23 protein-coding genes are annotated in these 19926 nt (G+C 67.7%); 9 read left to right on the forward strand and 14 right to left on the reverse strand.

Translation table 11 applies throughout. The annotated features are described in order from the left end of the window. The first annotated feature begins 2 nt into the window (after positions 1 to 2). Positions 3 to 653, forward strand: a complete 651-nt coding sequence (locus tag EII35_RS04030; RefSeq protein ID WP_260465000.1) for a peptidylprolyl isomerase — start codon at positions 3 to 5, stop codon at positions 651 to 653. 17 nt (positions 654 to 670) lie between these two features. On the opposite strand, the gene EII35_RS04035 is transcribed toward EII35_RS04030, so the two are convergent. From EII35_RS04035 to mce, 6 genes are all read right to left on the reverse strand, one after another. Beyond that, complete coding sequence (locus tag EII35_RS04035; RefSeq protein WP_125227178.1) at positions 671 to 1438, reverse strand: alpha/beta fold hydrolase; 768 nt, start codon at positions 1436 to 1438, stop codon at positions 671 to 673. Beyond that, positions 1435 to 1710, reverse strand: coding sequence for a hypothetical protein (locus EII35_RS04040; protein WP_125227179.1), 276 nt, complete (start codon positions 1708 to 1710; stop codon positions 1435 to 1437). The genes EII35_RS04035 and EII35_RS04040 overlap by 4 nt, the downstream gene beginning before the upstream one ends. Further along, positions 1710 to 2402: an endonuclease NucS gene (gene nucS, locus EII35_RS04045; RefSeq protein WP_125227180.1), complete on the reverse strand. Its 693-nt coding sequence runs from the start codon at positions 2400 to 2402 to the stop codon at positions 1710 to 1712. Before nucS ends, EII35_RS04040 begins: the two co-directional genes overlap by 1 nt. A 21-nt stretch (positions 2403 to 2423) precedes the next feature. Further along, complete coding sequence (locus EII35_RS04050; RefSeq protein ID WP_125227181.1) at positions 2424 to 3779, reverse strand: AI-2E family transporter; 1356 nt, start codon at positions 3777 to 3779, stop codon at positions 2424 to 2426. Then, positions 3776 to 4876 (reverse strand): coiled-coil domain-containing protein, encoded by a 1101-nt coding sequence (locus EII35_RS04055; RefSeq protein WP_125227182.1) that lies wholly within the window; start codon positions 4874 to 4876, stop codon positions 3776 to 3778. Before EII35_RS04055 ends, EII35_RS04050 begins: the two co-directional genes overlap by 4 nt. Positions 4877 to 4978: 102 nt before the next feature. Further along, complete coding sequence (gene mce, locus EII35_RS04060) at positions 4979 to 5428, reverse strand: methylmalonyl-CoA epimerase (RefSeq protein WP_125227183.1); 450 nt, start codon at positions 5426 to 5428, stop codon at positions 4979 to 4981. A gap of 150 nt (positions 5429 to 5578) precedes the next feature. On the opposite strand from mce, the gene EII35_RS15830 reads away from it, so the two are divergent. Together EII35_RS15830 and EII35_RS04065 are read left to right on the forward strand one after the other, a co-directional pair. Next, positions 5579 to 5734, forward strand: a complete 156-nt coding sequence (locus tag EII35_RS15830; protein ID WP_185744154.1) for a hypothetical protein — start codon at positions 5579 to 5581, stop codon at positions 5732 to 5734. A gap of 8 nt (positions 5735 to 5742) precedes the next feature. Further along, entirely contained in the window at positions 5743 to 6294 is a 552-nt protein-coding gene (locus EII35_RS04065) for a PH domain-containing protein (protein ID WP_125227184.1), read from the forward strand. Positions 6295 to 6313: 19 nt separating this feature from the next. Here EII35_RS04065 and pgm read toward each other — a convergent pair whose 3' ends face one another. Continuing rightward, complete coding sequence (gene pgm, locus EII35_RS04070; RefSeq protein ID WP_125227185.1) at positions 6314 to 7945, reverse strand: phosphoglucomutase (alpha-D-glucose-1,6-bisphosphate-dependent); 1632 nt, start codon at positions 7943 to 7945, stop codon at positions 6314 to 6316. Between the two features lie 57 nt (positions 7946 to 8002). Between pgm and EII35_RS04075 the strand changes: the two genes are divergently transcribed. After that, entirely contained in the window at positions 8003 to 8911 is a 909-nt protein-coding gene (locus EII35_RS04075) for a tetratricopeptide repeat protein (RefSeq protein ID WP_125227186.1), read from the forward strand. Between the two features lie 8 nt (positions 8912 to 8919). On the opposite strand, the gene EII35_RS04080 is transcribed toward EII35_RS04075, so the two are convergent. Beyond that, the gene (locus tag EII35_RS04080) at positions 8920 to 9678 is read right to left on the reverse strand and encodes an isoprenyl transferase (RefSeq protein WP_125227187.1); all 759 of its coding nucleotides are present in this window, start codon (positions 9676 to 9678) and stop codon (positions 8920 to 8922) included. Positions 9679 to 9776: 98 nt separating this feature from the next. Between EII35_RS04080 and EII35_RS04085 the strand changes: the two genes are divergently transcribed. Genes EII35_RS04085 through recO form a run of 3 tightly spaced genes read left to right on the forward strand, consistent with a single transcriptional unit; the run spans position 9777 to position 12435 of the window. Continuing rightward, positions 9777 to 10955: a serine hydrolase domain-containing protein gene (locus EII35_RS04085; RefSeq protein ID WP_221739670.1), complete on the forward strand. Its 1179-nt coding sequence runs from the start codon at positions 9777 to 9779 to the stop codon at positions 10953 to 10955. A 58-nt stretch (positions 10956 to 11013) separates the two neighbouring features. After that, a complete protein-coding gene (locus tag EII35_RS04090) occupies positions 11014 to 11700 on the forward strand; it encodes an MgtC/SapB family protein (protein WP_125227237.1) in 687 nt (228 codons plus the stop codon). Between the two features lie 6 nt (positions 11701 to 11706). After that, positions 11707 to 12435, forward strand: coding sequence for a DNA repair protein RecO (gene recO, locus EII35_RS04095; RefSeq protein WP_125227188.1), 729 nt, complete (start codon positions 11707 to 11709; stop codon positions 12433 to 12435). A 7-nt stretch (positions 12436 to 12442) separates the two neighbouring features. Here recO and EII35_RS04100 read toward each other — a convergent pair whose 3' ends face one another. Genes EII35_RS04100 through EII35_RS04120 form a run of 5 tightly spaced genes read right to left on the reverse strand, consistent with a single transcriptional unit; the run spans position 12443 to position 16252 of the window. Then, positions 12443 to 13090, reverse strand: a complete 648-nt coding sequence (locus EII35_RS04100; protein WP_125227189.1) for an SMI1/KNR4 family protein — start codon at positions 13088 to 13090, stop codon at positions 12443 to 12445. Then, positions 13087 to 13497, reverse strand: a complete 411-nt coding sequence (locus EII35_RS04105) for a Fur family transcriptional regulator (protein ID WP_185744155.1) — start codon at positions 13495 to 13497, stop codon at positions 13087 to 13089. Before EII35_RS04105 ends, EII35_RS04100 begins: the two co-directional genes overlap by 4 nt. After that, entirely contained in the window at positions 13484 to 14467 is a 984-nt protein-coding gene (locus EII35_RS04110) for a metal ABC transporter permease (protein WP_125227191.1), read from the reverse strand. Before EII35_RS04110 ends, EII35_RS04105 begins: the two co-directional genes overlap by 14 nt. Continuing rightward, positions 14464 to 15219, reverse strand: coding sequence for a metal ABC transporter ATP-binding protein (locus EII35_RS04115; RefSeq protein ID WP_260465001.1), 756 nt, complete (start codon positions 15217 to 15219; stop codon positions 14464 to 14466). Before EII35_RS04115 ends, EII35_RS04110 begins: the two co-directional genes overlap by 4 nt. Further along, positions 15206 to 16252, reverse strand: coding sequence for a metal ABC transporter substrate-binding protein (locus EII35_RS04120; protein WP_125227192.1), 1047 nt, complete (start codon positions 16250 to 16252; stop codon positions 15206 to 15208). The genes EII35_RS04115 and EII35_RS04120 overlap by 14 nt, the downstream gene beginning before the upstream one ends. Positions 16253 to 16311: 59 nt before the next feature. Between EII35_RS04120 and EII35_RS04125 the strand changes: the two genes are divergently transcribed. Further along, positions 16312 to 16608, forward strand: a complete 297-nt coding sequence (locus tag EII35_RS04125) for an antibiotic biosynthesis monooxygenase (protein ID WP_125227193.1) — start codon at positions 16312 to 16314, stop codon at positions 16606 to 16608. A 5-nt stretch (positions 16609 to 16613) separates the two neighbouring features. Here the strand turns inward: EII35_RS04125 and EII35_RS04130 are convergent, their stop codons facing one another. Then, a complete protein-coding gene (locus tag EII35_RS04130) occupies positions 16614 to 18656 on the reverse strand; it encodes a M3 family metallopeptidase (RefSeq protein WP_221739672.1) in 2043 nt (680 codons plus the stop codon). Between the two features lie 15 nt (positions 18657 to 18671). Here EII35_RS04130 and dusB point away from each other — a divergent pair, with 15 nt between their 5' ends. Then, a complete protein-coding gene (gene dusB / locus EII35_RS04135) occupies positions 18672 to 19850 on the forward strand; it encodes a tRNA dihydrouridine synthase DusB (protein WP_395858219.1) in 1179 nt (392 codons plus the stop codon). Positions 19851 to 19926: the final 76 nt, after the last annotated feature.

The following is a 19926-nucleotide window of genomic DNA, read 5'->3' on the forward strand; positions in this document are numbered from 1 at the left end:
TGGTGGCCTGTTCGAACGCCAACGACTCCGCCAAGAAGGAGAACGACACCGGCACCGCCACCCGGGCCTCGATGTGCTCCTACCCGCCCGCGGGGGAGCCTGCGAAGCCGGTGGATCCGCCGTCGGAGACCGACGTCGTCAACAGCGGTGAGACCAGGGTGACTCTCCACATGGCGGCCGGGGAGGTCGAGATCACGATGGATCGGGCAGCCGCCCCCTGCACGGTGAACTCTTTCGTGTCCCTCGCCCAGCAGGGCTGGTTCGATGGCACGAGCTGCCACCGTCTGGTCGATCACGGGATCTTCGTCCTGCAGTGTGGCGATCCGTCGGCGACCGGCACGGGCGGGCCGGGATACACCATCCCTGATGAGCTCTCCCCGAGGACCACTGACCTGGAGAAACTGAGCGACGAGGTCGTCAACTACCCGTCGGGGACGGTCGCCATGGCCAACACCGGGTCCCCGGACACGGGGGGCTCCCAGTTCTTCATCGTCTGGGACGACACGCCGCTGCCACCGAGCTACGCCGTGTTCGGGACGATCGACGACGCCGGGCTCGAGGTCGTGCGAGGAATCGCCGCCCAGGGCGTCGACGCTGCGGACCGGACCACCCCCATCGCGGACGCGTCGATCACCTCGGTCACGATGGATTGACCGGGGCCTCGATCCGATCAGTTCGTCAGGAACTCTCGGCAGATCGAGATGAAGGCGTCGGGCTCATCCGCGTGGATCCAGTGTCCGGCGCGCTTGAGCCTGACGTGGACGACCCGCGGGAACAGGGCCTTCATGGGTGCGTGGTGCTCGGGCTGAACGTAGGGTGACCGGCCGCCGGAGACCCACCACACGGGTCCCTCGTAGACCGCCTCGGTGGGTGGCCATCCGGCGATGCTGCTGAGCGAGTCACCGAGGAGGTCGAGGTTCGCCGCCCACGTCCAGCCGTTGCCCAGCTTGCGGAGATTCTGCAGGAGGAACCCCCTGACGCCCGGGTCGGGGATGTGCGGGCTGAGCCGTTCGCTGGCGGTCGTGCGGCTGGGCAGATCGTCCAGATCCAGCCCCCGCATCGCCGCCACCAGGGGTGCGAAACTGGCCGGCCCCTCACTGCGCGCGGGGGAGATGTCGGAGACCAGCAGCCGCTGGACGGCCTCCGGGTGCCGGAGGGCCAGCCGCATCCCGAGCTTTCCTCCCAGGGAATGTCCGATGACCGCGACGGGTTCGGTGAAGGTGTCGGCGATCCACGAGGCGATGTGGTAGGTCTGCCCGTCCAAGGAGAAGTCAATCGTCCACGAGGACGAACCGTGGTTCGGAAGGTCCAGCAGGTGACACGTGGCGAGATCCGACAAGGCGGAGGCGATCCTCGTGAAGTTCTTCCCCTGCCCGAACAGGCCGTGCAGGAACACCACCTGGATGGGGCCGGACCCGACCGTCGTGGAATGGATCATCGCTGCGACCTCCAACAGTGAGAGTGCCAGTGTCGACGCTGCTCGAGGCCTGAGCTGAAACCCAGCCCGGGCTCCTCGGGCCAGGCCACGACGTGGGCCATCCCGACCGGGATGATCGTCGAGCAACCGGGGCAGGTGTAGCGCTTCTCCGCGCGGTCAGCGGGCACGCTGCGGACCAGGAAGGAGCCCGCTGACTTCTGCTCCCTGTGGGCGTGGCGGGAGGTGTCCAGCGGGCGGGGTGGACGCAGGTGCTTCGAGACGCGGCGAGCCATCAGAACAGCCGTTCCTCGGCGTTGTCCATGCCGCGCAGGGCATCGTAGTCGAGCAACTGGCAGGAGATGCCCCGATCGGCTGCCAATGTGGCGGCCTGCGGTTTGATCTGCTGGGCGGCCAGCACCCCGCGCACGGGGGCCAGTTGGGGGTCCCGATTCATCAGTTCCAGGTAGCGGGTGAGCTGCTCGACGCCGTCGATCTCCCCGCGACGCTTGACCTCCACGGCGACGTGGAGCCCATCGGGATCGCGCAGGAGCAGATCCACGGGACCGATGGCGGTGTAGTACTCGCGCTTGACCAGTTTCCAGCCCTCACCGAAGGTAGCCGGGTGTTCGGCGAGGAGAGCCTGGAGGTGAGCCTCGACCCCATCCTTCTGGAGGCCAGGATCGACGCCGAAGGCCTGTTCCTCGTCCAGGTGCACCTCGCCGATGGCGATCCTGAGGGTGTCCCCCTCCTTGGAGCGCACGATCCACAGTTGCGTCGCCCCCGCTGCGGTCGCGACCTCGTCCGGCTCCACCACCTGCAGGGTGCAGGGGGCGCTCATCCAGTTCAGTGGCTTGTAGGCCCGGTCATCGGCATGGACGGACACGGAGCCATCCGATTTGACCATGATGAGTCGCTTCGCCATCGGGAGGTGGGCGCTGAGCCGACCTGCATAGTCCACCTGGCACTGGGCAATCACGAGACGCACAGGCCAAACCTACCCTCAGCCTCAGGAGGCGTCGAGATGGGGTTGCAGGACCTCCCGGTACAGCAGGAGGATCGCAGCAGCCGTCGGGATGGCGATGAGGGCGCCGATCACGCCGAGCAGCAGGCCGCCGATGACGGCGGAGAGGACGACGAGGGCGCCGGGGACCTTCACCGCGTGCTTCATCACGGTGGGGTAGAGGACGTAGGCGTCGAACTGCTGGTAGATGAGGAAGTAGATGATCGTGGCGATGCCGATCGTCGGTGAGGTGCCGAAACCCACCAGGGCGACGGCGATCATCGCCATCGACGACCCGACCAGGGGGATGAAGCAGAAGATGGCGACGACGAAGGCGAGGGCCAGGGAGTAGGAACCCAGCCCCACGATGTTCATGAAGATGAACGAGCACACCGACGCCACCGTCACGATGAGGAACATGCCCGTGATGTAGCCGGAGATGCCGCGGAAGATCTCGTCGGCGAGGTACTTGGCCCGCTCCCGTCGTGAGCCAGGGGCCATCTTGTAGATGGCCTCCTTGATGAGCGGCAGCGACGCCAGGAAGTAGATCGTCAGGACCAGGGTGATGATGAGCGAGAAGATCAGGTTCGCCAGCAGGACACCCGCACCCCAGATCCCGCCGAACAGGTTCTGGACGATCTCACCCGAGGTGATGTACTTCTGCGCCTTGTCGATGATGTCGTACTCACGGTTCCACCGGGCGATCTGCTCGTTGGTGTTGAGGGCCTCCAGCCAGTAGGGGGCCCTGATGGTGAGGGACTGGACCTGTTCCGTGAGGACGGGGACGATCGCGGTGAGGCCGAGAACCAGCACCGCGAACAGTGCGAGGGTGACGATGAACACCGCCACGGGGCGTGGCACCCGTCGTCGGGTGAAGAACTCCACAGCGGGGCTGAGGCCCAGGGCCAGGAACAGGGAGAGCACGACCAGAACCAGCACATGCTGCACCCGGGCGGCGGCGCTGATGAGCCCGATCGCGACCAGGACCCCCAGGGCTCCGAGGAAGCCGATGCTGAACGGGGAGTGGGAGAGCAGCCTCGACGAGTCGTTGTTGACGATGATGGGTGGAACCGGGGTGGGTCGTTCCTCAGGCGTGGGCGTCAGCAACTGCTTGGCGTTTCGGCTGGCGTCGCCGATGAATCCCTCGAGGTGCCCCTTGGCCCGACTGCCCCAGGAACTCAGCCTCCCCTGACGCTCCGCGTCCTCGCGTTTGGCCCGCCGGCGTCCGAAGAAGCCGCGGCGACGCTTCACCGGTGCCGCGCTCTCGGGCCGGACAGCCGGTGGGTCGACGGGGGAGTCGTGCCCGCCGTCGGTGAGGGGTTCCTCGGGGTCCGGGGCAGGCACTGGTGCCGGGGTCGTCACTTGGCCTTCTCGTTGTCCCGTGGCTGTGGCGCCGTCTTCTCGTCCTCGCGTTCGTGCTGTGTGGTCTCCTCGTCCTCACCCTGGGCGGCCTCGGCGGCGATGGCACGCAGGTTCTGCATGGAGGCGACGATCGAGGCCTTCCGCGCGGTCAGGGCGGCGATCTCCCGCTCCAGCTGCTCCTTGCGCCAGGACATCTTCTCCTCGATCTCCTCGCGGCGATCGCTCAGCTCCTGACGCATCGTTGCGAGGCTCTCCTCACACTCCCGGGTGACGGCGACGCGCAGCTGCTCCGCCTCCTCAATCGCGTTCTCCCGCAGTGTCAGGCACTCCAGGCGGGCCGTCTCGAGCTGCTTGACCGCCTCGTCGGCGAGTCGACGGGCCTTCTCCAGGTGCGCGGTGGCGGTGGTCTCGGCGGCGTCGGCGGCGTCCTGCTGCTTGCGCAGGGCCTCAGCGGTGTCCTGCTCCACGGCGAGTCTGGTCGCCACCGCGTCCCGCTCGGCCTCCTGACGCACCCGGGCGGCCTCCACGCGGGCGGCCTCGCTCTGGGCGGCGACACGGGTCTCGGTCTCCTCGATGAGCGACTTGGCCCGGGCCTCGGCCTCGACCCGGATGAGGTTGGCGTCCCGTCGAGCGGCCTCGAGGGCGGCTTGGCCGGCCTCGGCCTGTTCCTGACGAAGCTTCCTCAGGCTGGCCAGCCCGGTGAGACGGACGTCGTCGGCCTCCTGCTGGGCGGTTTCCCGGGCCTCCGCGGCAGCTCGGCGGGCCTCGGTGCGGATCCGCTCCGCCTCGCCCTCCGCGAGCCTGACGAGTTCGGCGGCCTGGGCCTCCGCCGCCTCGAGCAGACTCCGGGTGTGTGCCCCGAGCCTGCCGAAATCGGTGGAGCCGACCTGCTCCTGCACATGATTGGTGGTGAGCTTCTGCTCCCTCAGCTGGACCTTCAGCTCGACGATTCGGTTCTCCGTCTCACGCACGTACTGATCGACGGCCTGGCGGTCGTAGCCGAGCATCGCGGTGGGGAACCCCGTCGAGGTGCCGGGGTGGTCATCGAACAGGTTCAGCCCGGTGGAATCCTCGTGATCGGTACGGGCGTCGGTCATGTGTCTCTCCTGGCTTGGAACGAACGGTACTGAGCCTACCCCGAGGTGGGAACGACACGGCCGGCGGATCCACGGATCCACCGGCCGCACCTGCGAGCAGCCTCAGTGGGCGGCATCCTTCGCGGGCTCGACGAGCTCGAGGAGCACCCCGCCGGCATCCTTCGGGTGGACGAAGTTGATCCGGGAGTTGGCGGTGCCGCGCTTCGGCTCCGGGTAGAGCAGGCGCAGCCCACGCTCGCGCAGGACAGCGCAGACGTGGTCGATGTCATGCACCCGGTAGGCGAGCTGCTGGATGCCCGGCCCGCCGTTGCGGCCCAGCCACTTCGCGATGGTGGACTCGTCGTTGAGCGGGGCGAGCAGCTGGATCTTCGCGTTCTCCTCACCCTGGGTGCCGGTGCCGATCATGGCCTCCGCCACGCCCTGCTCCTCGTTGACCTCGCGGTGCAGTTCCCGCCAGCCGAGCGTCTCGGTGTGGAACTTGATGGCCTCGTCGAGGTCCGGGACCGCGAGGCCGACGTGATCGATGCAGATGAACAGGTCTTGATTCTCCATGGCATGTCATTCTTCCACCCCCGGGTGACGGGTTTGCCGTGGGGTCACCCGAAGGTCTGGCGGCGCGTCGATTGACTGATTGGGCGGGGAATCAGGCACACTGGTACGCATTGGTTGCAGCCCTCTTCCCCCCTGAGACCTGGAGGCATCATGGTTGGCTGGGTCAAGAAGGTACTTGTCGTACTTGGCGTTGCCTTCGTGGTCTTCTACCTGTTCACTCGCCCGGAGGATGCCGCGAACGCGGTTCGGGCGTTCTTCGGCGCGTTCGAGTCGATCGCGCGTTTCTTCACGCAGCTCGCCAGCTAGGTGTGGCCGTGGGGCTCATCGCGGGGATCCTCGAGCCCGACCTGGAGCGTCACCTGCTGAAGAGGGAGGGGGAGCAGGTGATCGATCAGGTCCAGAAGCACTGGGTGGTGGTGCTGCCGTGGGCACTGCTCATGGCCTCCAGCATCCCGATGTTCATACTCATGATCTACGTGGGTGGGCTGTTCTGGATCCCCATGATGTTCGGGCTGGGGGTGCTCAGCTACGGGATGTGGAAGGCCCACGTCGCCCACATGGATCGGTTCGTCATCACCAACATGCGGGTGTTCCGGATCCACGGGGTCTTCAACACGCATCTGGCCACGATGCCCATGACGCGGATCCTCGACATCTCCCTGGAGCAACCCTTCTGGGGCAAGATCTTCGACTACGGTCATCTGGTCTTCGAGTCCGCGGCCCAGGCCCAGGGGCTGCGAGAGATCCGTTTCGTCGCCGCCCCGGCCAAGCGTGACCTCAAGATCCAGGAGGTCATCCAGCGTTCCGGCCTCCGCAAGAAGATGGAGATGAAGGAGGAGGACGCCGAGGAGGCCGCGGGAACCTGAGCCCCGCGGCCCTACGGGTTCAGCTGCCCAGAGCGGTGTCCACGACCTGTCGGGCCTCTGCCTGGATCCGTTCGAGGTGCGAGGCGTCACGCAGCGACTCGGCGTAGATCTTGTACTTGTCCTCCGTCCCCGACGGGCGGGCGGCGAACCAGCCGGACTCGGTGGTGACCTTGATACCCCCGATCGGGGCACCGTTACCGGGGGCGGTGGTGAGGATCGCGGTGATGGGCTCCCCGGCAAGTTGCGTCGCGGTCACGTCGTCGGGGGAGAGAGCCGCCAGCCTCGCCTTCTGCTGGCGGTCGGCGTCGGCGTCGACACGGGCGTAGCAGGACGTCCCGAAGTCGGCCTCGAGCCGGGCGTAGAGCTGGCTCGGGGAACTGCCCGTGACGGCCGTGATCTCACTGGCGAGCAACGCGAGGAGGAGGCCGTCCTTGTCGGTGGTCCAGGTGCTCCCTGAACGGTCGAGGAAGGAGGCGCCGGCGGATTCCTCGCCACCGAAACCGAGCGAGCCATCGGTGAGACCCGGCACGAACCACTTGAAGCCCACGGGGACCTCCACGAGCGGGCGACCCAGGCGTGCCGCCACCTTGTCGATGATGGAACTCGACACGAGGGTCTTGCCCACGCCTGCCTCGGCGTTCCAGCCCGGACGGTGGGAGAACAGGTGGTCGATCGCCACGGCGAGGAACGCGTTGGGATTCATGAGCCCGGCATCGGGGGTGACGATCCCATGCCGATCGGAGTCGGCGTCATTGCCCGTCGCGATGTCGAAACGGTCGCGATTGGCGATGAGTGATGCCATCGCGTTGGGGGAGGAGCAGTCCATGCGGATCTTGCCGTCGGTGTCGAGGGTCATGAACCGCCACGTGGGGTCGACCGCCGGATTGACGACGGTGAGATCCAGTGCGGTGTGCTCGGCGAGGTACTCCCAGTACTGCACGGAGGCCCCGCCCATCGGGTCCGCGCCGATCCGGACCCCGGCCGATGCGATGGCCTCCAGGTCGACGGCGGAAGCCAGTTCCTCGCAGTAGGGGGTGCGGTAGTCGTAGCGCAGGACCTCTGCTGCTGCAGTGGCGTACGCCACCCGGCGGATTCCGGCCGGGGCAGCCATCAGTTCGTTGGCCCGGGCGGCGATCCAACTGGTGGCGTCGGTGTCGGCCGGACCGCCCGTCGGCGGGTTGTACTTGAAGCCGCCGTCGCGGGGCGGGTTGTGGGACGGGGTGACGACGATGCCGTCGGCCGGGTGGTCGGGATGCCGCCGGTTGTGCCGGATGATCGCCCGCGACACCGCCGGGGTCGGGGTGTACTCGTCCTCCCGCTCCGCGTGGGTCGCGACGCCGTTGGCGACGAGGACCTCGATCGCTGTGCGCCATGCGGGGTCGGACAGGGCATGGGTGTCCTTGCCGATGAACAGTGGACCCGTGATGCCCTGACCGGTGCGGTACTCGACGATGGCCTGGGTCGTCGCCGCGATGTGCAGATCGTTGAATGCCACGTCCAGGCTGGACCCCCGGTGCCCGGACGTCCCGAAACTGACCCGCTGGTCAGGGTTGGCCGGGTCGGGGGTGAGGTCGTGATAGGCCGCCAACAGTGCCTCGACGTCGATGAGATCCGATTCCAGGGCCACCTGGCCCGCGCGCTCGTGTGCCATGGGTCCATCCTCGCACCCTTGGTTGTCCGAATCGGCCCGGACCGACAAGATGGTGACATGACCGACCCGAACTTCTCCCGCCCAGGCGCGGTTGACCTGTCCACCCTCACCTCCGCGCAGACGGGTCAGACCCCTGCCAGCGGGGTCAGTTACGTCACGAATGTCACCGAGACGGGCTTCCAGCAGCTCGTCGGCCTGTCCGTTCAGCATCCGGTCATCGTGGAGTTCCACTCCGAACGTGACACCAGCGGTCAGGGTGTCGCATCGGCGCTGGCGGAACTCGTCAACGCCGCCGACGGTCGATTCCTGCTCGCCCGGGTCAACATCGATGCCGAGCCGCGACTCGCCGAGGCCCTCGGCATCGCGGCCGTGCCGACCGTCGTCGCCCTCATCGGCGGGCAGCTCGCGCCGCTGTTCCAGGGCACCCGAGAGCGCGCGGACATCGCCGCCATGCTGGACCAGATCGCCCAGATCGCCGTGGCCAACGGGATGACGGGACGCGCCCAGCCGATCGCCCTCGCCTCGCCCGCCGAGCAGTCGGCGCAACCGGTGGCCGACCCCAGGTTCGACAAGGCCGACGCTGCTCTGGCGGCAGGCGACTACGCCCAGGCCGTTGCCGAGTTCGATGCGCTCCTTGCCGCCACGCCTGGCGACCCGGAGGTGATCGCGGGACGGGCCCAGGCGGCTCTGCTGGCCCGGTCCACCGGTTTCGACGGGGCCGCCGTCGTGAGTGCCGCCTCCCAACGTCCCGATGACGTCGCGGCCCAGCTGGACGCGGCCGACCTGGAGGTCATCCAGGGGGCGGGGGAGGCGGCGTTCGACCGCCTCCTGGGGCTGGCGGCCGAGGTGGGGCCGGAGGAGAAGGAAACGATCCGGGTGCGTTTGCTCGAACTCTTCGAGGTCGTTGGTCGCACCTCGCCGGAGGTGCTGCGGGCCAGGCGTCGCCTGTCCACCGTCCTTTTCTGAGTGACCGGTCAGGCGCTCCCGAAGCGCCTCTCCCGCGTCACGTACTGCTCGACCGCCGCCCACAGGTCCCGGCGGTCGAAGTCCGGCCACAGCCGATCCAGGAAGATGAACTCCGCATAGGCGGACTGCCACAGCAGGAAGTTGGACGTGCGCTGTTCCCCGGAGGAACGCAGGAACAGGTCGACGTCGGGGATGTCCGGCTCGTCGAGGAAGCGACGGAACCGCTCCTCGGTCAGGCGGCCCGGATCGAGCTTTCCCTCCTTGGCCAGCCGGGCGACCTCACGGGCTGCATCGACGATCTCCGCACGGCCGCCGTAGTTGACGCAGAACTGCAGGGTGAGCACGGAGTTCTTGTCGCTCAGCGCCTCGGCCTCCTCGAGCTCCCGGATCACCGACCCCCACAACCTGGGGCGACGTCCGGCCCAACGGATCCGCACACCAAGGGCGTGCAACTCGTCGCGCCGCCTGTGGATCACGTCACGGTTGAAGCCCATCAGCCACCGGACCTCGTCGGGAGAACGTTTCCAGTTCTCGGTGGAGAACGCGTAGACCGACAGGTAGGGAATCCCCAGTTCGATGGCGCCGTGGATCACATCGAGCAGTGCGGCCTCACCTCTGGCATGCCCCTCGGTGCGCTTCAACCCACGCTGCTTGGCCCAACGTCCGTTGCCGTCCATGACGATGGCGACGTGCCGTGGCAGCGAGGCAGGAGGAATCACCGGGGGGTTGGCTCCTGACGGATGGGGGGTGGGGGAGCGATGAACCATGGGCACAGCCTAGTGACTGTCTCGTGGGGTCACCCGGAGCGGATGTTGTCCGGGTGGCCCCATGGTGTCCAGATGAGGTCTCGGGAAGGCTTGAGGCCATGAACACGATGAATCACACGATGTACCAGAAGTTCTCGTCCCGGCTGGTGGTGGCCTCGCTCGTCGGTGCCCTCAGCGTCGGGGCGATCGCCGTACCGAGCGTGGCATCACCACCGAGTGACACCCTGAGGACGCGGCTGGCCGACCTGCTGGAGGTGGGGTACCCGGCCGTGCTGGGAACCGTCACGGATGCCCACGGTGGTTCCACGGCGGTGGCCGTGGGAACCGGGGACAGGGACCACGGGACACCGGCCCCGGTGAACGGTCAGGTGAGGATCGGGTCGAACACCAAGACCTTCGTCGCCGTGGTGGTGATGCAACTGGTCGACGAGGGCAGCGTGCAGCTCGACGAACCGGTGGAGACCTATCTGCCGGGTCTGCTGCGAGGTGAGGGCATCGACGGGGCACGGATCACCGTGAGGCAGCTGCTCCAGCACACCTCGGGGCTGCCCGAGTACACCGACAGCGTGGCCCAGGTGCAGGATTTCATCGAGATCCGCAAGGACCACCACGGGCCCCGTGACCTGCTCGACATCGCGCTGGCCAAACCAGCGGCCTTCGAGCCCGGTACCAGGTTCACCTACACCAACACCAATTACATCGTGTTGGGGATGCTCGTCGAGAAGGTGACCAGACGCACGGTGAACGAGCAGATCGACCAGCGGATCGTGCAACCCCTCGGGCTGCGCAACACCTACATGCCCAACCCCGGGGAACGCTTCCTGCGTGGCACGCACCCACAGGGCTACCACCGGGACGCCTCGGGAGAGGTGGTCGATGTCACGGAGATGGACCCGGGATGGGCCTGGGCCGCCGGGGCGATGGTCTCCACCCCCGGCGAGCTCAACACCTTCTTCCAGGCCCTGCTGGAGGGCTCCCTGGTCTCGGAGGAGGCGCTGGCCGAGATGAGGAACACCATCGACATGGGACAAGGTGGCCAGGAGTACGGTCTCGGAATCATCAAGAAGCCGCTGGGCTGCGGTGAGGCCTGGGGGCACGGTGGCACCATCCACGGCTACCAGAGCGTCAACGCCGTCGGACCCGATGGCACCGCCATGACCCTGGTGACCACGGCGATACCGCCCTCCCTCGTCGAGGATCAGACCGACGGGGAACGGATCATGTCGTTGTTCGAGCAGCTGGAGGACACACTGGAGACCACGCTCTGTCAGGGCTGAGCGGACCGGCCCCATAGACTGTTCCCTTGGTCGGACGAGGAGGACAGCAGTGCACTGGATGGTCATCGCTGAGCTGACCCTGGCCACCGTGCTGTCGGCAGCCATCGGGCTGGAACGGGAGTTCAACTCGAAACCGGCGGGGATCAGGACCTGTGCCCTGGTGGGGCTGGGATCGGCGCTGTTCACCGCGGTCTCGCGGCACGGCGAGTGGCTGCTGCCCGGGCTGACCATCACCAATGTGGACGGCTCCAGGGTGGCGGCCCAGATCGTCTCCGGGATCGGGTTCATGGGGGCAGGACTCATCTTCGTCCGCCGGGACTTCGTGAGAGGTTTGACGACGGCGGCCTGCGTCTGGTTGGTGGCGGCGGTCGGGATGGCGGCAGGAGCCGGGACCATCGACATAGCCATCGCCGGGACGGTGCTCTACATGGTGGCTGTGGTCGGGCTGCAGCCGCTGCGTCGTCGCCTGCCCCATGCCCGCTCCACCGTGGAGACGGTGTGGATCACCTATCGTGACGGCAAGGGGGTGTTGCGCGACATCATGACCGCCATCGGCGACCACGCCGTGATGATGGATCACCTCAAGGTGTTGCCCCACGACTCGCCGGATGTGTCCTTCCCGACGCAACGGGTACGGATCGAACTGCACAGCCACGGCGGTGCGTTCACCCCACTCATCCACACGCTCGCCCAGATCCCGGGCGTGGTGGAGGTCCAGTCGTCCCACGAACACGACGAGTCGTGAGCCTTGATGCGCACCTACCGCACTGAGGCCGTCGTCCTGCGCACCTGGAAGCTCGGCGAGGCCGACCGCATCATCTCGTTGTTCACCCGCGAGCACGGCAAGGTTCGTGCCGTGGCCAAGGGGGTGCGGCGGACCGGGTCGAAGTTCGGCGCCCGACTCGAGCCCTTCGGACACATCGACGTGCAGTTGGCCGCGGGACGGGGTGCGTTGGACACCGTCACCCAGGTGGAGTCGCTCCACCCTCCCATGCTCGGCTCCGACTACGACCGGTTCTGCGCCGCGGAGGTGCTCGTCGAGGCGGTCGACCGGATCGTCGCGGAGGACCGCTCCCCGTCGCTGACCCAATACCGGCTGCTGCTCGGCGCCCTCATCGCCTTGGGGCGAGGAGGGTTGCCGATGACCGCCATCGTCGATTCCTACCTCCTGCGGGCCCTCGCGGCCGCGGGCTGGGCCACGACGGTTCAGGCCTGCGTCCAATGCGGGCAGACCGAGGAGCTGCGATGGTTCTCCCCGCAACTCGGCGGAGCGGTGTGCCCCGCCTGTCGGGCCCAGGGCTCGGCGTCGGCCAGCCCCGAACTTCTCGCGCTCATCGGGGCACTCCTGGCGGGGGACTGGGAGCACGTGTGCGCCAGCGATCCGGGACTGCGCCACCGGGCGCACGGGATCGTCGCGGCCTTCGCGGCCTGGAACCTCGACCGATCGCTTCGGTCCCTGCCCTTCCTGGAGGGTGGCTGAGAGCGGCTCAGACGAACTGCTCGACCCGGGGGACCCCGGCGATGACCTCGCCGAGCCAGGCGCTGTAGAACTCGAGGAAGGTGAGACGCGGTCGTTGCGACGTCGAGGTCTGGGACTGCCTGGTGAGGGTCTTTGGGAAGATCCCGCTCCAGTTGGCCCGTCCGTCGAACCAGACGTTGCCGCGTTCGGGGCCGTTCAGCACGAGGATCAGCAGATCACCACAGCCCAGATCAAGCAGGGGCAGCGTCCCCCTGACCCATGAGGTCGAGAAGTAGTGTTCCAACCGGTCGTCCAGATCCGGGGCCTGCTCCTCCACGGCGTCGTGGACCTCATCGTCGTCCCATGCGTCAGTGAAGGGGAACTCCGCGGTGAGGTCAATGACGTCGCGTCCCCCGTTAGAAGGGATCAACGGGTGTCGATCAGTGGGGAGAAACAGTTCCCGTCCCGGACTGAACTCGGGCAACCCACATGTGGTGAGGAAGTCCCGGTACCCCGAGGGAAGCCTGACACCGTGCCCCCGCTCGAAGTGGCTGATCTCGTCGGCAGGGATCGGCGGCCGGGACAGGCGTGTCCGGTACACCGGGTCAGCGCACAGTCCCCGGTCGCGAATCGTGGCCAGCTGGTTCTGGACGTGGTTCAGCAGGTCCGAGGTCATCGGGCGACGGTGGTGCTGTCCGTGCAGTTCCGGCAGAGCCCGAAGATCTCGAGGTTGTGTCCGGCATCGGTGAAACCGTGTTCCTGGGCCACCTCATTGGCCCAGTTCTCCACGGCCTCCCCGGCGATCTCCACGGCCATGCCGCAGGACCGGCACACGAGGTGGTGATGGTGGCTGTTCGAGCACATCCGGTACGCGGCCTCACCCTCGGGGGTGCGCACGATGTCCAGATCGCCGTTGTCGCTCATGGACTGCAACGCCCGATACACCGTGGCCAGCCCCACCTTGTCCCCCACCTGACGCAACTCCGCATGGATCTGGGCTGCCGTGCGGAACTCCTCCGTGTTGGCGAGGAGGGAACGGATGGCGGTGCGCTGCCAGGTGTTGCGGGTGCTAGTGCTCGTCATAGTGGTCTCCGTGCCGGGCATGCCGGTGGACCCCAACGATCTCGTCGAGGTGGTCCCCGTGCTGGATGACCGACACCCTACCGGAAGCGGGTCGCCCCGTGGGCGGATGATCCGCACGAATGTGCTCCCCCTGACCGTGGTCAGGGGCGAATGGGACGTGACGTCGGCGGCGTTGGATGACGGTGCCCAGCACGGTCGCGAGGCCGAGCAGCAGGATGGCGGTGACCACGATCGTCGCCCCCGTCGCGGTGTCCAGGTGGTAGGAGCCCACCGTGCCGATCATGGCGGCCGCCAAACCGATTCCCATCGCCCCGAGGAGAGCGGATCGGAACCCGACGAAGAGCTGCTGGGACGCGGCCACGGGGATCACCATGAGGGCGCTGATGAGCAGCAGGCCCACGGTGCGCATGGAAATGGTGACGGTGACGGCGGCGACGACGACGATGAGGAGGTTGAGGAGCCTCACCCGGAGCCCCAGCACCCGGGCGAAGTCCTCGTCGGCGCAGATCGCGAACAGGCGGGGCCACAGGCCAAGGGCGAAGAGGAGAATCACCACCCCGAGGACGGCGATCACCACGAGGTCGTCCTGGCTCACCGTGGTCAACGAACCGAACAGGTAGGCCGACAACCCGGCCGGACCCTTTCCCGCAATGCCGGCCATCATGACGCCGGAGGCGATGCCGCCGTAGAAGAGGACGGCGAGCCCGAGGTCGCCGGAGGCTTTCCCGCTCTGTCGCAGCAGTTCGACGATGACCGCCGCGATGACGCAGGTGATGACGGCCATGGGCAGCGGTGCCCACCCGGTGAGCATGGCCAGCCCCACGCCCATGATGGCGACGTGGCCGAGCCCGTCGCCCAGCAGGGACAGCCGACGCTGCACGATGTACATCCCGATGGCCGGGGCCACGAGCCCGCTCAGCACGGCCGCGATGATGGCCCGCTGCATGAATGCGTGGCTGAAGATGGTCATTCGTCGCCTCCCAGGGGATCCGTCAGGCCTGTCCCGGAGACACCCGGGGTGGGTAGGGGACTCGCGGACAGCGGGTCGATGTGGGTGACGACGCGGCCATCACACAGCCGGATCTCCCGGTCGAGGACGTTCGCCATCGTGTCGGTCTCGTGGAGGACGATCGCCAACCCCATTCCTTGGTCCCGCAACGAGCCCAGCAACTCGGCCAGGGCGGCCTGGCTGGTGAGGTCCACCCCCGCCAGCGGTTCGTCCATGACCAGCAGGTCCGGGCCGGTGCTGAGGGCCCGGGCGACGAGCACCCGCTGCTTCTGGCCTCCGGACAGAGGGGCGAAGGGCCAGTGGGCGCGGTCGGCCAGGCCGACGGTCTCCAGGGCGCGCAGTGCCACTCGGCGATCCTCGCGGGTGAACCAGGCGAATGGACGGTGGTGGGCGAGTCGACCCATGAGCACCACCTCCAGCACCGTGGCACTGTGCACGTGGAGCGCGGAATGCTGCGGTACGTAGCCGATCCGATGCCAGTCCCGGAACCGTTGGATGGGGGAACCGAAGAGGGACAGCTCTCCCTGACGGAACGGGATGAGACCGACGAGGGTGCGCAGCAGGGTGGTCTTGCCGGATCCGTTGGGGCCGAGGATGGCCACCGCCTCGCGGGCGTCGACGTGGATGCTGATGTCGCGGAGAATTGGCAGACCGCCGAGGGCCACGTACAGGCCCTCGGCGGTCAGGAGGCGGGTTCCGTCAGCTGCAGCCATTCGCTTCCTGGATCGCCTTGAGGTTGGCCTTCATGATGGACGGGTAGTCGGTGCCCGGCGACTCGTCGGTCACGCCCTCCAGCGGGTCGAGGACAGCGGTCTTGAGACCGAGGTCACCCGCGATGGACTCGGCGACCTCCGGCGAGGTGAGGGTCTCGAAGAAGATCGTCGTGACGCCGTGCTCCTTGGCCTCCTCCTGGACCTCGGCGATCCGGGCGGGGGAGGGCTGTTCGTTCGGGGACAGGCCCGAGATGCCGATCTGCTCCAGCCCGTAGCGCTCCGTCAGGTAGCCGAAGGCGGCGTGGCTGGTGATGATGGTCTTGACCGTGCAGGAGCCGAGGCCCTGCTTGTACTCCTCGTCGAGGGCGGTGAGCTCGTCGGTCGCGGTCTTGGCGTTTGCGGTGTAGGTGTCCTTGTTTGCGGCGTCGATCTCGCCCAGTTCCTTCGCGATCGCCTCGACCGAGGTGGCCATCATCGTGGCGTCGAGCCAGTAGTGGGGGTCGAAGTCGCCGTGATCATGGTCGTGGCCCTTGTCATCTGCGTGGTCGTGGCCCTCCTCGGTGGCGTGGTCCTTGTCGTCACCGTGGTCATGACCCTTGTCATCTCCGTGGTCGTGCCCATGGTCATCGGCGATGGGGTGGAGTTTGATGACGGTGGCAAGGTCGAGTTTGTGCTTGGCCTTGGAGCCCGCCACGGCCTTGTCGACCGCGGGCTGGAAGCCGCCGAGGTAGATGACGAGGTCGGCCTCGTCGAGCCCTGCGATCTGCTGCGGGGTGAGTTCCAGGTCATGGGGTTCGGTCCCCGGGGTGGTCAGTGAGGAGACCTTGATCCTGTCGCCGCCGACCTTCGTCGCGGCGAACTCGATCGGGTAGAAGGCGACGGAGACGTTGAGGCCATCGGAGGCTGCCATCGTCTCGGCTGCCGCCGTGTTCCCGGGGCTCGTGGTGGTGGAGGTTTCCGGCTGCCCACTCGGGGCGCAGGCTGCGAGGGCCAGCGCCGCCGCCGCAGCCACTGCAAGGAGACGAGACTTCATGAGAATGACTATCACAGAACTGCAGATCGTTTTCAAACCGATGGCATAGAGTCTCCCCTATGCTCGCCATCTCTCGGTTCAGCCACGTGGACCCGGATCTCCTCGACGGGCTGCGCCGGGTGGCCGAGTACTGGCGGGGGTGCAGCGGGTGCGTTGGCGTCGACCTCGTCAGGAACCTGGACGACGGCTCACTGTGGGCCCTGGTCAGTCGTTGGCGGGACGTGGGGAGCTATCGACGTTCCTTCTCAGGGACCGATGCCAAGCTCCTGCTCACCCCGGTGCTGCTGGCGGCCGTTGACGAGCCGTCGGCCTACCTGGAGGAGCAGGAGTTGGACACCATCCCGGATCGTGGGTGACTCCGTCAGCTGTCCAGGCCCTTGCGGCGCAGCAGGTGGACGACGTCCGGGTCGCAGCCGCGGAACCGCTGCCAGGACCGCATCGGTGCGATGGAGCCACCCCGCCCGAGCAGTTCGCGGCGGAAGACCTCCCCGGCCTCCCGGTTCAACCCACCCTGCTGCTCGAACCAGGCGACGGCGTCGGCATCCAACACCTCGGCCCACAGGTAGCCGTAGTAGGCGGCCGCGTACATGCTGCCGAAGACGTGGCTGAAGTAGCAGGTCCGGTACCGGGGCGGGACGAGCTCGCAGCGGACACCGGCACGCGCCAGGGCCTGCTCCTCGAAGGGAACCACCCCGTCCACCGAGGTGGGGAGTTCGTCGGTGGTGGCGGTGTGCCAGGCCTGGTCGAGCAGCATGGCCGCCACCGTCTCGAGCGTTGCGTGGCCCTCACCCTGTGAACGCGACGCGCGCAGTTCGGCCACGAGATCGTGGGGGAGAACCTCACCCGTGGCGTGATGGCGGGCGAACTGTTGGATCAGCCCGTCATCCCACGCCCACATTTCGTTCACCTGGGAGGGGAATTCGACGAAGTCCCTGGGCACGCTGGTCCCGGCCCGGGACGGGTACTTCACGTTGGACAACAGGCCATGGAGGGCGTGACCGAACTCGTGGAACAGGGTGATGACGTTGTCCCAGGAGAGCAGGGCGGGCTCCCCGTCGGCGGGCGGCGGGAAGTTGCAGGTGTTCGTCACCACGGGCAGGTCGAAAGTGAGGCGTGACTGCTCCACGATGGAGGTCATCCAGGCGCCGCCGCGTTTCGTGGGGCGGGTGAAGGGGTCGATGATGAACAGACCGACCGGGGTCCCGTCGGACTCACGCACCTCGAACACCCGTGCCTCGGGGGTGTAGCCGATGAGATCGTCGCGCTCGTGGAAGGTGATCCCGTACAGGCCCGTTGCGGCGGCGAACACGCCCTTGACCAGCACCCGCTCGAACTCGAGGTAGGGCTTGAGCCTGGTCTCGTCCACGGCATGCTCCGCAGCCAGCCTCGCGGCGTAGTACTGCCAGTCCCATGCCTCGAGGCTCGCCCCTGGCTCGTCGATCCCCAGGAGACGCTGGAGATCCTCGGCCTCGCGTCGAGCCAGCTCGACCGCTCCCGGGGCCACCTGCTGCAGCAGCGCGGTCACGGCCGCCGTCGTTCCGGCGCAGCCCTGGGCGGCGACCCAGGAGGCGTGATGCTCGTGTCCGAGCAGCCGGGCCCGCTCGGCGCGGCGACGCGTGATGTCCAGCACCACCTGGCGGGTGTCGTGCTCCCCGCCGAGTCCCCGACTCAGTGAGGCCTCCAGCACGCGGCGCCGGAGGTCGCGGTTCCGCAGCTCCGCGAGGATGGGTTGCGTCGTGGTGTTGGTGAGTTCCAGCAGCCACCCGTCGACACCGCGCTCGGCGGCCGCGGACCGGGCCGCCTCCCGTGCCGCATCGCTCAGCCCCTCCAGTTCCGCGGCGTCGGTGACGACGACGGCGGCTGCCCCACGCCCGTCCAGGAGGAGTCGTTCGAAGTCGACGGACAGGCTGGCCAACTCGGCGTTGAGCACCTTCAGGCGTTCCTGGGTGGTTGCGTCCAGGTTGATGCCCGAGCGTTCCAGGTCCTCGATGAGGTCATCGAGATGGAATCGGTCCTCCTCATCGAGCTCCACCTCCCCGGAGGCTGCCCGTTCCCGCAGTTCGAGCAGACGCGTGTGCAGCCGCGGGTCGAGGCGCACCGCGTCCCAGTGGCTGGCCAGCAGGGGAGCGAGTTCGCTCTCGATGTCGCGTCGCTCGGGGGTGGCGTCGGCCGCCACCATGACCCAGAAGGCACTGAGGACCCGATCGAGGGTCCGCCCGCTCAGTTCCAGGGCCACCAGGACGTTCCCCACCGTCGCGGGGTCCGGATCGGCGATGAGATCCTCCACAGCATCCCGCTGCTCCTGCATGGCGGCCAAGGCTGCCTCCCGGAAGTCTGAATCGGCGAGGTGGGCGTAGTCCGGGAGCTGAAAGGGCAACGTCGAGGGTGCAAGGAGCGGATTCATGCCCCCCATCCAACCATGCGTAGAATCTCCCGGTCCGATCCGGGAGGAATGATGGTCGAACCGCTTCGTCTGCATGCGCCGAGTCGCCGCGACGCCGTCGTGGTCGACCTGCCCGTCGTGCTCGCGCCCATGGCCGGCATCACCAACGCGGCCTACCGTGCCCTGTGCCTCGAACAGGGGGCGGGGCTCTACGTGTGCGAGATGATGACCTCGCGGGGCATCATCGTGGGTGACCACAAGACCCGCGCCATGCTGACCTTCGACCCGTCGGAGGAGATCCGGTCCGTCCAGCTCTACGGCGTGGACCCCGACGTGGTCGCCCAGGCCACCCGGGTCCTCATCACCGAGCACGCCGTCCACCACGTCGACCTCAACTTCGGGTGCCCCGTGCCCAAGGTCACCCGCAAGGGCGGAGGCGGTGTGCTTCCCTACAAGCGGGACCGGTTGAGGTCGATCATCCGGGCTGCGGTGAGCGCCGCCGATGAGTTCGGGGTGCCCGTCACCGTCAAGACACGCATCGGCATCGACGACGAGCACGAGACCTTCCTGGATGCCGGACGCATCGCCGAACAGGAGGGGGCCGCCGCCATCGCCCTCCACGCCCGTAGCGTCCAGCAGGCCTACGGCGGCCAGGCGGACTGGAGCCGCATCGCAGAGCTCAAGGAGGCCGTCTCCATTCCGGTCCTCGGCAACGGGGACCTCTGGGAGGCCGAGGACGCCCTGAGGATGATGGCGGAGACCGGATGTGACGGCGTCGTCATCGGCAGGGGCTGCCTCGGGCGTCCATGGCTGTTCGGCGACCTCGCCGCGGCCTTCGCAGGGGAACCCCACCGGGCCAGACCGACGCTGGGGGAGGTGGGTGCCATGCTCATCCGTCACGCCGAGCTGCTCGTCGCCCTCATGGGCGAGCGTGGAGTGGTGGACCTGCGCAAACACATGGCGTGGTACTTCAAGGGGTACCCGGTCGGCGAGCTGCGTCGTCGTTTCGCGATGGTGTCCTCCTTGGCGGAGCTCCACGACCTGGTGGGCCTGCTCGACGCCGATCAGCCCTTCCCCGTCTCCGAACTGGGTACCCCGAGGGGTCGTCAGGGAAGCCCACGGGGCAGGGTGATCCTTCCCTACGGCTGGTACGACGACACCAGTGGCTGTGACCTCGACCTCAGCGCAGCCGAGGACGACGTCAGCGGCGGGTGACCCGCCTCGTCCACCAGACGATCGTCACCCGCGGGGCAGGGCATCGAGGGCTACGGTGTTCGGACCGAACTCGGTG

Source organism: Arachnia propionica (assembly GCF_003932785.1).
Classification (GTDB): Bacteria; Actinomycetota; Actinomycetes; order Propionibacteriales; family Propionibacteriaceae; genus Arachnia; species Arachnia propionica_B.